The organism is Streptococcus suis (assembly GCF_002964045.1).
GTDB lineage: Bacteria > Bacillota > Bacilli > Lactobacillales > Streptococcaceae > Streptococcus > Streptococcus suis_U.
In genome coordinates, this window is record NZ_POPB01000403.1 from 1 (window position 1) to 14600 (window position 14600).

At 43.4% G+C, this 14600-nt stretch carries 6 protein-coding genes; all 6 read right to left on the reverse strand.

Features of this window, described 5'->3' with window-relative positions; all coding sequences use genetic code 11:
- Positions 1-6988 (reverse strand): mucin-binding protein (locus tag C1E99_RS10350; protein WP_105207499.1); only part of this gene is annotated, 6988 nt, incomplete at its 3' end.
- Between the two features lie 403 nt (positions 6989-7391).
- Complete coding sequence (locus C1E99_RS10355) at positions 7392-8972, reverse strand: DEAD/DEAH box helicase (protein WP_105207500.1); 1581 nt, start codon at positions 8970-8972, stop codon at positions 7392-7394.
- 516 nt (positions 8973-9488) lie between these two features.
- On the reverse strand, positions 9489-9872 hold the full coding sequence (locus tag C1E99_RS10365) for a PH domain-containing protein (RefSeq protein ID WP_105207502.1): 384 nt from the start codon (positions 9870-9872) through the stop codon (positions 9489-9491).
- Positions 9873-9958: 86 nt separating this feature from the next.
- Positions 9959-11560 (reverse strand): ATP-binding cassette domain-containing protein, encoded by a 1602-nt coding sequence (locus C1E99_RS10370; RefSeq protein ID WP_105207503.1) that lies wholly within the window; start codon positions 11558-11560, stop codon positions 9959-9961.
- A gap of 815 nt (positions 11561-12375) precedes the next feature.
- Positions 12376-13920: a peptide chain release factor 3 gene (locus tag C1E99_RS10375; protein WP_105207504.1), complete on the reverse strand. Its 1545-nt coding sequence runs from the start codon at positions 13918-13920 to the stop codon at positions 12376-12378.
- Between the two features lie 245 nt (positions 13921-14165).
- Positions 14166-14600, reverse strand: a 435-nt coding sequence (gene tnpA / locus C1E99_RS10380) for an IS200/IS605 family transposase (protein ID WP_105207505.1), incomplete at its 5' end; no start/stop codon positions are given.

Consider the following 14600-nt stretch of genomic DNA (forward strand, 5'->3'; position numbering starts at 1 on the left):
TCTTGGTCACTTCTTCCCAACGTGGTCCGTCTGGATTAGTCGGATCGACTGGCGTGCCTGGGGTCTGTGGATTATCTGGGGTGGTTGTGACAACCTTCTCTCTAAACACAACTCTGTAAATCTGTGGACTGGTTGTATCACGGTCAAATGTCGCATCAGTTGGGAAGTTGTCTTGCACCAATTCATAGCCACGTTCCTTAATCAAGGCAATGGTTTCTGCTGTGCTGTATACAATTGGTTGATCTGCTAGACCAGTTACTTCATCAGCTGGAGAGAGAACCTTATTGCTGCCTTCTTCCAAGTATTGGATGACTGCCTTCTGTTCGACTGCCTTGTAAGTAATGACAGTTGGCTGAGTTGGGTCAGTCGGTACTGGTGGGATGTAGTTTCCATCTGGATCCTTAGGCAATTCATTTCCATCTGGTCCAACTGGGACATAGCCATCCACTTTCGGAATTGCTGGGGTCGGAGTTGGATCCGCCGGCTTAGTTGGGTCGGTCGGATGGTTGCCATAAGGAATTGGTGGAACTGGGTCTGTACCTGGTGGAGGAGTGATGGTCCAAGAACTGAGAGCCTTGTAAACGACAATCTCATCCACATTATCAGTCGTAGCACTTGCTTCAATGGCTTCTGCCGTTGCGCTTGGTGATACTGCCTGGCTATTTCTAGTTGCGGTGACAGCCACATAACCAGTCACCAATGGTAGAGCCTGGCCTTCCAGAGTCGAATCATTATCCTTAGCTACCCAATCCGTGTAGGTCACTTGCTTGGTCACGTGGTTGTAGCTACCAGTCCGTTCGAAGGTGACAGAATTGGTCTTGGTTTCGGTAGTCGGAGCTGGTTGACCATCGACAGTATCCAGTTTGTAAGCTACTGTACGAGTGATGGTCTTGGTCACTTCTTCCCAAACTGGTCCGTCTGGATTAGTCGGATCGACTGGCGTACCTGGGGTCTGTGGATTATCTGGAGTGGTTGTAGTCGTTTTTTGAACCAACTCAAATATAAACTCTTGAGGCACATCTTTTTCTGTATCGTACAGGGTCGCTGGACTATAAGCCTGCTTATTGCTTACTTGGTAGCCAGATTTTTCATATAAGTTCACTAATGGAGTGACATCATAACCAATCTCCTCGCTAGATCTGCCAGAGAGTGTGATGGTATTTAATTCATTCCTAGCTTGTGGATTTGTTACATCAACGAAGCGAATAATGGCCTCTTGTTTGTCTTTTTGATAAGTAACAACTTCCACAATATCTGGAGCTTCTGCTTCAACAGTACGAGGGTTTTCAGTGACCGTCGCCTCAGCTACAAGGGAATCCGAGGTAGCCCCTTTGATAGAGTAACCTTCTATGGTTGGCAATGGATTACCTGCTAATTCCTTGTCACTATTAACCGCCTCCCAAGAGCCTAGGTTAACCGCTCCTGTTACCAAATTAACTGTAGCAGTTCTCGTAAAGCTAACTGTATCTTCAAATACAGACGACACTGGTGCTCCAGCTTCATCTACATAAGAAATTGTCCGCTTCACTTCATCTTTGGTTACAATTCCACTAACTGAATCTGGCCACTTCGGTCCATCTGGATTATTCGGATCGACTGGAGTACCTGGTGTTGGTGGATTTGATGGATCAACAGGAACTACTCTTTCTGTCAAATGGTAAATAAACTCATCATGACTATTTGGATCTGGAGAGAACAAACCTTCCTTGTCATAATTTGAAATATCACTGACTTCATAGCCTTGCTGTCTAAATTCTTCAATAATCGTTGCTGTATCAACTGTAAATTTATCACCAGTTTTTCCAGTCAACGGAATCTCTTTGACAAGCACTTCTTGACTAGGATCCGTTACATTTATAAAGCTAATTTTACCAAGCTGTGCATCTGGAGTATAAACAACAATCTCCGTAATATTATTATCAAGATGAGAGACCGTTTTATTGCGTGTTGTTGAAAGTGGCAAGACCTCCTCATCATTTGCAGTCGCCTTAGTTGCAGTGTAGCCTAGTACATCTGGTAAAGCATGACCCTCTAAAGTCGCATCGCCATCCTTAGCTACCCAATTCGAATAGGTAATCTGATTGCTTACAAAATTATACGTACCAGTGCGTTCAAAGGTAACGGTATTGGTCTGACTGCTGGTTCCTGGTGCTTCTGGCCCATCAATTGCGTTCAATTTATAAGAAACTGTACGAGTGATGGTCTTGGTTACTTCCTCCCAACGAGGACTATCTGGATTGCTTGGATCCACTTGATCACCTGGAGTCTTCGGTTGATCTGGAGTTGTGACAATTGTCTTAGGACGGAATAAAATATCCCAGTTCTGAACTCGCGCCGTATCCGTATCAAAGCTCTTATTCGCTTCGTTTGCAAATCCATCCTCAACCAGTTCATAGCCACGCGTTATGATTTCAGCAATTTTGGCATCAGTTGTATAAGTAATCGGTGCAGAAGAGTAACCAATCTCCTGTTCTTTAGCCAACTCTGGTCCATCAACGACCCTATATGTAAATGTCGCCAGTTGCTTATCAAGTTCACTATAAACAATCGTAATGGTTTCATCCACTGCCTCAGCAGGAACATCCGTACGCTCCGCCACCTTATCTTGACTTGCTTTATAATTTGGAATGACTGGAGAAGTTACCTCTGGGAAATCATTATCTGTAGATTCCCAAGGACTGTAGGAAATGTCCCCTGTCAATGGGTCTGCTGTTGCTGTACGTGTGTATACAAGAACCTTTTCAACACTGGTACTTGCTTCACGACCATCTGCATAAACATAGCGAATGGTCCGCTTAACCGTTTCTCTCAACTCATCTTCAGGGACGTCAATAACCTTAGGTACATAGGTAGTGGAAACTTTTGTACCATTGTCATCCGCAATCGTAATCGTAACACCATTAGCTAGTCCAACAAAATCTGGCTCTGGGGTAAAGGTAATCGTGCCATCACCATTCAAGCGATAAACACCCTCACCAGCCACTTGCACACTGTCTACTTCCTGACCTTGCTGATTGATAAGTTTGCGGCTCGCAGGATTTAAGGCCACAACCTCTGTAGCTGGATCATATACCTTATCTCCATTCAAATCAATTTGTCCGGCAGTAAAGAAGTCACTCCTAGAAGTCTGCTCAGCTCCTTTTAGGCCGTAAGTCCTATCTGGATCAGCAATTGGGCGAACTTCAATGACATTTGGTGAATAAGTTGTTACGACCGTGCTACCATTACTATCTGCTTGACGAACATTAACTGGGGTCGGACTGCCATAGTAATCTGGTAACGGTGTAAAGGTAATGCTACCATCTGGATTCAAAACATAACTACCCTGATTTGGTACTTCTACCCTTGTAGCTGGCTGACCACTTGCATCAAGCAAGGTCAAGCTACTTGGTACCAATTCACCTACACCATCAATCGTAGTACCTTTAGCAAAAGTCGGACGACCAGTCTGCTCTTTTCCTTGCAAACCAACAGAAGTCGCAGCAACTGCTGATGGACTCAGTGGCGTAATTGTAGGGGTGTAGGTAGCTGTTGCAGCAGAGCCATTGACATCCTTGGCTTGTACAGTTACAGGCAATAAACTACCAATATAGCGCTTCCCTTCATCGTTTGGTGTATAAGTAACTGTACCATCCGTACTAGAAATCCTATACTCACCTACAACTGTACGGACACCATTAACCATGGCATAGGCAGTTGTAGCATCAACAGGATTAGAGCCTTCATCCAATAATTTCGTTGTATTTAGATCCATAGGGACTTGAGCACCTGTGGAAATTGTTCCAGGAACAAAAGTCGGTCTTCCTGTCTGGACAGCACCTTGGACAGCACTCGAAGTCGCATCAACTCCACTAGGAACAACAGCAACCACATGAGGAATATAGCGACCATCCATGGTATTTGTTTGATCTGAAATATTTTCTAATTGATTTTCCGCTGTATTCGCCGTCCAACCTGTTGTATAAGCTGCTGTACCAGCCTTATCTACTACTGTTCCTGTCCGGCGAATAGTGATACCCTTAGCCTGTTTGACAATACTACCATCCGTCCGTTTGGTGACAAAATTCACCTCCGGAATAAATTCAACATCTACATTCTTGCCATTAGCAGTTATCTTATACCTACCCTCTCCTGGCACAACATAATAACCATCAACTAACTCACTATCCTGTACTAATTGACCGTCTTCTTTGACGATTGAAGGAGGGATTGTTTCATCGATTTTTGCAGCTGTACTTTCGTAAGCATTCCTGCCATAAGCAAAAAATTCTACAGTAGCTCTCTGGGTTTCCCCTTGGCTAGCAGTGGTTTCTTTTTTAGTACCGCGCGGTGGGTGGGTTAATTGGACCTGGAAGTCCTCCACCTCACCAGACAAGGCTGTCAAATGTGGGGTTAAAATATCATTTCTATCAACCGCTATACGGACACGAACACCTAACTTCGTTAAGTCGGTATCCGTAATTTGTGGAATACCAGTAAAGTTTAAGGTATAGGTACTGGCCGATGTTACTTCGACCACTCCAGACGCTTCTCCTTCATCGAAAATTCCATTGTTATTAAAATCAATCCATCCCTGCATATGCGCTTTGGGATTGCCATTGGCAGAAGCCTGTAATTTCAGTTCATAGCTACCATTAGAAGAATGGTGAAGGGTGTAATTATTGTTATTCTTCGCCGCGTCACTTGCCCCCAAGAGCTGAATAGGTCCTTCATCCCACTGGTTGATTAACTCATCACGATACCAAGGTGCTGCATCTGCTGGAATAGCCTCTGGCACGAAATCCAAATCAGCCATAACTGTTCCAAGGAATGGGTTCTTATCCGCAACATTAAGGTTGAGGGCATGCTTCCCTTCGCCATAAGAGGCTGGTGCATCCCCTTCATCATAGACCATTACCCCAATCATAGCAGACTGTCTACCCAATGAAGTAATAAACATCCCTACTTCTGAAGCATTTTTAGTGAGCACGATGGGGGTCGAATATTCCTCATTCGGAGATAGATTAGATTTCATTCGGTTGGTTACTGGACCAAAAACCTTAGTCCCTAAGCCATCTACGATAGTCATACTTCCTTCTGATAATGTCTGACCAGCAGTTGCGATTGATTCTGGAGTACCAACATTGACATAGTCTACTGCATTGAAACGTGCCGCCCAGTTATTAGGAAAAGTTACATTTTCAAATCTATTTGTGTCGTGGAAATAGCCAGTCGTAACAGGACTATAGGATGACAAGGTCAAATTATTAGAGAGTTCGCCTAAGAGTTCAAAATTTTCTCCGTTTGTTGTGAAAATGACAAGTTCTTCCCGCTTAGCTTCCTCTGATTCCATCAAAACAAAGTTGATTGGGACAGAATTTCCTAGATAGGTTGCTGAACCTCGGAAGATCACCCCTACATTTCCTCCATCCTTATTGGATTGGAGAGTCACAGCTTTTTCACCAAAGTTCAGACCCTGTCTTGCTGCTTGCGACCAAGTTTGATCTTGCTTCACCGCAATAATTTCGGCCTGCTCACCAGTTGCAATGACATGGTTTTTCCGATTCGCATTGAAATACTTCTCACGATCTGTTCCAGCAATCCGCTCTTTATAGATTTCAGTTGCTTCGAAAGGTTTTAAGCCAATGACTTCCAACGTCACTTCATATCCTGGAGCAATGACTTTCTTGTATTTTGTACCAATTCGAAGCGAAGGAGCTAATTTATTATTGTCAGCTTGGTTTGGAGCAGTACCCGTTCCTGAAATCGTACTGGCATCCGAAAAATCAATCCAGGTAATCTGGTTAAGCAACTTATCCCTACTAAAACCTTGATAATTTTTGAAATTTTGATTACCTGAAAAAGCAGTTCGGTTCTCCCCAGGAATAGCCCTAAAACCACTTGTCCCTTCCGCATTGCCACTAGCTGCAACGGTCGTTTCTGTCAGCGGATTATCCTTCTCATCTTTTTTCCGAGTTACAGCAAACGAAAGAATATTAGTTTCATTTTCTGCTACGACTTTAGTTATGACATTTGGCTGACCATCTGCAAGACTATATCCTGAATCTAGCTTGTCTGCAGTGACAGTTACTTCCGTCTTTGCTACTTCATCAGTAGTCGTTACAGAAACATAGCCTACTTGACCAAGCTTCTTCTCTTCACCAGTTTCCACATCGGTTTGAACAACCTTATATGGAATATGTACGGTCCGTTCCTTTACTGGTTCTACAAATTCTTTCGACAAATTTGTCAGAGACGGTGCAATAGGGACTGACACTTCTGTCTTGACCGCTTCATCAACGACTACCGTTTCCTCAGCCTTGCCTTCTACACTTGCTGAACTAGGCTGACTAACAGTAACTTCTTGAGGAGGAGCTACTTCTTCAGTCAGTTCCGTACTGCCACTATCTATTTTCTCAATGCGGAAGGTAATAAGATTATCCACACCTTCAAGGATATTCACAGTCTGCTGAGCATCCTGGCCTACTACCAGACGATAGCCCTCTGGTAATGTAGATGCTACTACCAGACTGTAGCTAGCTTGCTGATCAACAGTTGCCACCTCTATGGATAAGGTTTCTGATGAAATTACCTCATTCATAGGGTCAATATAGCGGACAGTATAAGTAAGCACAGCTTGTCTAGACACAACCTCTTCTTCCACAAGGGGAGCTGGTTCCGTCTGAACTTCTTCACTTTGCAAAACGTCAGCTGGTTGAACTGGTTCTGTGACCACTTCTTCCTTTACATCTTCACTAACAGGCAAAAGTGTCGATGTTTCAGACGAAACTTCTTCTGAAAGTGGCAAGCCATCTGATCTTCCTTCACTCACAACAACTTCCTGCCCAAGAGGAGAAACAAGTATTTCCTCGCTAGCACTTACCTTAGTCCCAGTACCAAGAACCAACGATACACCTAAAAGTATGCTGGCAGCACCAAAATGAAATTTTCTGATTGAAAACCGCTGTCTTGCAGCGTACCAATCGAAACCTTTCTTGCCTTTTTTCATAAAATGGCTCCTTTCATTATATTGATATTCCTTTTTAAAAACATACATACATACATACATACATACATACATACATACATACATACATACATACATACATACATACATACATACATACATACATACATACATACATATATTAACGTTTTTTAAAGGATTTCTCAAGTAATTATGTGCAATTTTAAATAAGTTTAATAAACTTTAAGTTGCGGTTGTAATTGTTGCTTATATAAATGTGATAGGTGTAATTTTTTATCGCATTTAACAGTTTAAATTAATATTATTTTCATCATAGTGCTTAATATTTGGAACAGATTCTTTATGGTAAATATTAAATGTTTTTGGGCAACTAAAAAGAGTATACTCTTTAAGAGAATACTCCTTTTGCAACTATCCTTTCAACCTATCTCTCGCCCTTATTGCGAATTACAAAGCCTGTTTTCTTTTCGCTTGAGGTGCGTTGGTGTGGTTTTTTGTTGTCTTGACGGCGGTTGTCGCGCTTGAATTTGTCATCGCGACGGTTGCGGTCGTTACGATCACCACGGCGTCCTCCGCGGTCTCGGTTGCGGTCACCGTCACGACGGCCACCACGATCACGGTCGCGACCACCACGGCCACCCTTGCCCTTAGCTTGACCAGGTGCAAACTTGAATGGCAGTGGTTTTTCACGCGCAATTTCTACCTCTGGCAGACTTTCTGGATCCTGAACAGTCAAGGTCAATACATAAAGCGCTAACTCTTCAGGTGTAAATTCAGTCGCCAGCTTGATTGCATCTTTCTTAAACTTATCAAAGTTTCCACGAATGGTCTCGTCTGCGAAGTCACGCTCAATCTTTTTCAGAGCAACTTTTTTCTTAGCTTCAAAAGCCTCTTCAGCAGTTGCCGGCTTGAGTCCCTTCATACGCTTCTTGGTCAAATCTTCGATAATGGCCAAGTAGCCCATCTCATTTGGCGAAACAAAGGTAATAGACTGACCTGATTGACCCGCACGACCTGTACGACCGATACGGTGAACATAGCTTTCTGGGTCTTGTGGAATATCGTAGTTATAGACATGCGTTACACCTGAAATATCCAATCCACGCGCCGCAACGTCCGTCGCAACAAGGACATCAATCTGGTCATTTTTAAAATCACGAATAACTCGAAGACGCTTATTCTGGTCCAAATCTCCGTGAATCCCTTCTGCACGGAAACCACGCAGTTTCAAACCACGAGTCAATTCATCGACACGGCGCTTAGTACGACCGAAGACGATAGACAATTCTGGCTGGTCAACGTCCATAAGTCGTGTCATGGTGTCAAATTTTTCATTCTCTTTGACACGGATATAGTATTGGTCCACGTTGACGTTGGTCAATTCTTTGGCCGCAATCTTAACGTGTTCAGGTTCTTTCATGAACTTGACACCGATACGCTTGATTGGCTCTGGCATAGTCGCGGAAAATAGTAGAGTCTGACGACTTTCTGGCACACGTTCGATGATTGCTTCAATATCGTCCAAGAATCCCATATTGAGCATTTCATCTGCCTCGTCAAGAATGAGGGTTTCAACACCGTCAAGTTTGAGGGCTTTTCTCTTAATCAAGTCCAAGAGACGACCAGGTGTACCAACAACGATGTGGGCACCTGAGCGAAGGGCCTTGATTTGTTTTTCAATGCTTGAGCCACCGTAAACAGAGCGAACTTTCACACCCTTTTCACGACCAAATTTGAAGAGTTCTTCCTGACTCTGCACCGCTAACTCACGTGTTGGGGCAATAATCAAGGCTTGAACAGCTTGGTTGTTGGTGTCAATTTTATTGAGGGTTGGCAGACCAAAGGCTGCAGTTTTCCCTGTACCCGTTTGGGCTTGACCAATCACATCTTTTCCTTCCAGAGCAAGCGGAATAGTCTGCTCTTGGATTGGTGACGGCGTTTCAAAACCTGCCTTCTCAACGGCAAGCAAAATGTCTTCTGATAGATTTAATTCAGTAAATTTCAATTATGATACCAAGTGCGTTAAGAAAACAAGGTGAAAATAGGAGACTGACGCAGTGTGACAACACACTAGGAAGTCTATCTTTTTCACGAAGTTTTTAGCACGGGTTCGAATACTCTTCCCGAACTATTTTCCTAACGCATTTCCTTTCTTTTACAAGGCAGTGCGAAGCTACCTTATCTCACTTTTTTGTAACAATTATTTCCACTGGCAGCGAACTACTACTCAATGAAAATCGAAATCAGACTAGGCGACGCAGATACAGATAGAACTGAAGTTCATCAAATCAAGTCAACAACGTCGGATTTTGATTTTCGCAGAGTAAACCAGTATCAGACTTGCAACTTACCTAGTATAACACATTCTAAGCATTAAGGTGAGGATTTACCTTGGAAATCAAAATAATACGTTTTCATCATTTATTTTTCATCCTTTCTATTTCTTTTATTTTTTACTCGACAATACATATTCTAAAAAACAAAAGAAGAAAGTAACTAGACTCCCTTCTTCATTAGAATTTTATTTCCCCAAAACCGCAGATGCCAAGGCTTTTTGAATAGCAATAACACTCTTGTCACTCTTGAACTGAAGAGTTTCTACTGGTTCTGCCGCAGAAGAAATCCAAATCTTCAGTTCAGCATCCATATCAAAATGACCGGAGGTTTCAACCGTAAATCGTGAAATCGAATGATAGGGAATAGACTTGTAGGAAACCTTCTTACCTGACATTCCTTGCTTGTCCACCAAAATCAAACGATATTCGGTAAAGACAATCAAATCGCGGACCAAACTAAAGGCCATTTCTACCTGTTCCGCATCCAAAAGGATGTCTGCCAACTCCTGCTCTACCTTGTCATTATTCATCTGTGAGGCATTGCCCATCAAACCTGAAAACAAACCCATGTGTTTACTCCTTTTTTGTTTTTCCTTATTTTACCGAAAAATTTGGAATAAAAAAAGCAAAAACCCCAGAAGAGTTTTTGCTGCTGTCAAACTGATAGATGGACCTGCTCATCAAAGAGGGCTAAAAAACTTTCCTCCTGAGAGTGTGTCACAACAATCACCAGTTTGTCCCTTATTTTCTCGAGACTATCTGCAATCAATTGTTCGCTTTGAGAATCTAAACCTGTTGTAGGTTCATCAAATAAAAAGACCTCTGCATCACGGTAAAGGGCACGCGCCAAATCAAACCGTCTCTCTTCCCCACCTGATAATTGCTGAGAAGAGGTCAAGAGAGTAGCAAATCCATCTCCCTGCCGATAGAACCAGTCCTCTAAACCAACTTGCCGCAAGCAAACCATTGCTTTATTCTCATCTAAAGGTGCAAACAAGGTCAAATTATCCCCGATGCTAGCTGTAAATAGATTGGTTTTCTGCGGTAGGTAGTAAATTTTCCGAAAGAGAGCAAGCTGATCCAGTTCGGCCAGATTCCTCTTGTTGACCAGGACTCTTCCAGCCTCTGGTTTCTGAATCCCCAGCAAGAGGCGGAGCAAGGTCGTCTTCCCACTCCCGCTCTTGCCCAAGATAGCATATTTTTTATTGGCGTGAAAAAGATAAGAAAAATTCTCCACAATCAGATGGTCTTGATAGCGACAATCAATCCCTTCCAGAGCAAGGCTCGTAATGGATTCCTTCAAAACTGGCTTGGCAGCTTGACCTTCTTCCTTCCTATTTAAGAGACCTGTCAACTCCTCTACAACCGTCCGACTAGAAAGATAATCCGTCAGCAAGCCTGACATGGTTTGGATAGGACCTGCTACAGTTCCCATCAAGGTTGTCATAGCAATCAAATCCGAAATGTTCAGCAGACCTTGGAAGACAAAGATCCCTCCAATAATCCAGGAACCTGAATAGACTACGCTGCTCAAACTGTAGGAAACCGCATAAGTCTGGGATTGTTTTTGGGCAAAACGGTTAGCACGCCTAGTGTATTCCTGACTGGATACCGCCAGCTTTTCTTGAAAAACTGGCGTGATGGTGCTGATGCGGATAAAAGAGAGAGCTTCTACAAACTCACTAAACAAAGCGAGATAGGCATTCTTCTCCTCCTGACTGTCCTTTGTCACACGAGCTAAAATCCCCTTATTAATCACCGGAGCCAAAAATGGAATAAAGCAGAGCGCCAACATGATCATAGCCATGGTTCCTTGAAGGTAGAGAGCCCCAATCAAGGAAAAACTAAAGACTAATATGCTTGTCACCATGGATAGAAGCGGCGTTAGATAGGTAGTTTCTAAGATGTTCAGATGATGAACCAAGACATGGACCTTATCTGCCTGACTGTCTTTTGCTGCCTCTCCTAAGTCCTCACGCGCATAGACAGTCACTAATTGATTGCGCGTCTCTTCCATTATCTGATTGATCAACTTAAATTTTAGATAGCGCGGCAGATAGTCAAAATAGCCGTCACATAAAAAGAATACCACTGCAATCACCGAACTAGTCATAAATGCCTTTTGGTCACCAGATAAGGCCGCTTCCGAAACTCGTGCATAAATAAAACCCGTTGCCGCTAAAATCAGAGCATAGACCACCGACACAGCAATATAAGCAACTATTGCCAACTTGCATTTTCTAAGGTAGTAAAACAAAGTTCAGACCTCCAATCCATTTCCATTTATATAATTATAGTATATTATAATAACACTTTTTTTGCAATGATAACAAAATTAAAATAAGCCAGGACTTGCCTGACTTATTATAGGATTGATTGGATTGGCTGAGGAAGAGGCTGGGCAAAAAGTCCAACCTCGCTTCTCAGGGTTCGTGTCAACATCTCAGCGTAGTGGTTGATTGGCTTTAACAGTCTGGGAGACTGTTAAAGGTAGGAGATAAGATTTGCAAAGCAAATCTCAGCAGTTCGTATTTCATACTCCAAATCTGACCATTACGACTGTTGCGAACAAAGTTCGCTCTAGTTCCAACCTCAAAAGGTTCACTGAACCTTTTTGTAACAAACCTTGTTCACTCTATCTCCAACCTCCAACAGTCACTACTCTGACTGTTGGAGCTATGCGGAGGTGGAAGTGAAACAGTCTGGGGATAGACTGTTTCACTCCACCCAGACTTTATTCAATGGTAAACTGACTACCGTCAGTTCCCATTTCCCGATAGCAAATATCTCCCAGATATTAGTAAAAGGTAAGCTGCGTACCATTAGCTCTCATCTCCAACTAGAAAAGGTTCACTGACCCTCGACGCAGTAGGCGTCAACACATTACTGGACGCCCTTGCGAGGGAAAGACGACGAAATCAAATCAACTTTGTTGATTACTGATTTCTGTACAGAGACGCAGTAGGTCTCGGCCAATCATCCTTCACTTCGTTTGGATTCTTGGGAGACCCTTGCGGAGGTAGTGCGACGAAATCGAGTTTGCAAAGCAAACTACCGATTTCTGCACTACTCTCACATCTTCTCCTCCAACTCCACATCTGGATATTTATCCGCAAACCAGCGGAGGGCGAAGTCGTTTTCAAAGAGGAAAACTGGTTGGTCAAAGCGGTCTTTGGCGAGAATATTACGGCTTGATGACATGCGTTCATCCAGGTCCTCAGGCTTGATCCAGCGGACTGTCTTTTTACCCATTGGAGTCATGACTACTTCGGCATTGTACTCGCCTTCCATGCGGTGTTTGAAAACTTCAAACTGGAGCTGACCAACGGCACCCAGCATATACTCGCCAGTCTGGTAGTTCTTGTAAAGCTGGATTGCACCTTCTTGCACTAGTTGCTCGATTCCCTTGTGGAAGGATTTTTGTTTCATGACGTTTTTAGCAGAAACTTTCATGAAAATTTCAGGGGTGAAGGTCGGTAGTGGTTCGAACTCAAACTTGTTCTTGCCTACGGTCAAGGTATCCCCTACCTGATAGGTTCCTGTATCGTAAACCCCGATAATATCACCCGCTACTGCATTTTCCACATTCTCACGGGATTCGGCCATAAACTGGGTCACGTTGGACAACTTGGCTCCCTTGCCTGTACGTGGCAGGTTAACCGCCATACCGCGTTCAAATTCGCCCGAAACCACACGGACAAAGGCAATGCGGTCGCGGTGACGAGGGTCCATGTTGGCTTGGATTTTGAAAACAAAACCTGAAAAGTCTTTGTTGAGCGGATCAATGACGTCACCAGTTGTCGTCTTGTGACCATGTGGCTCTGGAGCAAATTCCAAGAAGGTGTCAAGGAAGGTCTGCACACCAAAGTTTGTCAGGGCTGAGCCGAAGAAAACAGGTGTCAAATCGCCGTCCAGAATCGCATGCTCTGAAAATTCATTTCCAGCCTCCGCCAAAAGTTCAATATCATCCAGAACTTGAGCATAAAAGGGGTTAGAGCCAAAGAGCTTATCACCCTCGTCCAAGCTTGCAAAACGCTCATCGCTACGGTAGAGTTCCAAGCGTTTATTATGTAGGTCATAAAGTCCCTCAAAGGATTTCCCCATACCGATAGGCCAATTCATCGGGTAGCTGGCAATGCCCAAGACTTCTTCCAACTCCTGCAACAAATCAAGCGGCTCACGGCCATCTCGGTCCAACTTGTTGATAAAAGTAAAAACAGGAATGTTGCGATGCTTAACAACCTCAAAGAGCTTTTTGGTCTGGGCCTCAATACCCTTGGCAGAGTCCACCACCATGACAGCCGCATCCACCGCCATCAAGGTCCGATAGGTATCCTCAGAGAAGTCTTCGTGCCCTGGTGTATCCAGGATATTGACCCGCTTGCCCGCGTAGTCAAACTGCATAACAGACGAGGTCACCGAGATACCACGCTGCTTCTCGATATCCATCCAGTCAGACTTGGCAAAGTTACCAGTCTTTTTCCCCTTGACCGTACCAGCCTCACGAATCTCCCCACCAAAGTAGAGCAACTGCTCGGTAATAGTGGTCTTACCCGCATCCGGGTGAGAGATAATCGCAAAGGTGCGGCGTTTCTTGATTTCTTCTTGTAGTGACATGATGTTTATTCCTTTTCTTTTTCTGTATATAGGTTCATAGCAGAGCTGGGCTCTAAATTACTTCAATTTACATTGGTTTAATCCTCATTCTTTGACAGTTCAGCTTAGTCATAACCACCCGTGAAAACGGGTGGCTTGTACACCGGCTGTAAGCCGTTTCTCTCCAGCGACGTCTAAAGACGTTCGCTGAACTTCGTTCAGGTTAGTGCTATAATTACTTGACTAATGCCCGTAACAACGGGCTTTTATCTTGTTCTAAAACTGCCATCTGAAAATGGATCTTCATACTCTTTGACACTCAATTTATCTAGTGCAATGTCATTTTTCTCCTGCTCGCGAATATATTTCGCAACTGTCTTTTCGTTTAGCCCAACGGTACTAACATAGTAGCCTCTAGCCCAAAACTTTCGATTTCCATACTTATATTTCAAATTAGCGTGTTTATCAAATATCATTAGAGCACTTTTACTTTTCAAATACCCCATAAAATCGGAAATCGAAAGTTTTGGGGGTATCAAGACAAGCATATGAACATGGTCTGGCATCATGTGTCCCTCAATGATTTCCACGCCTTTGTATTGACATAGATGACGGAAAATATCAATTAAGTCCTGCCTAATTTTGTAGTAAATGGACTTTCTCCGGTACTTAGGTGTGAAAACTATGTGATATTTGCACTT

Coding starts and splice junctions, on each gene's coding strand:
- C1E99_RS10365 (WP_105207502.1), bottom strand. CDS start 9,872: ATGGGTTTGTTTTCAGGTTTGATGGGCAATGCCTCACAGATGAATAAT.
- C1E99_RS10375 (WP_105207504.1), bottom strand. CDS start 13,920: ATGTCACTACAAGAAGAAATCAAGAAACGCCGCACCTTTGCGATTATC.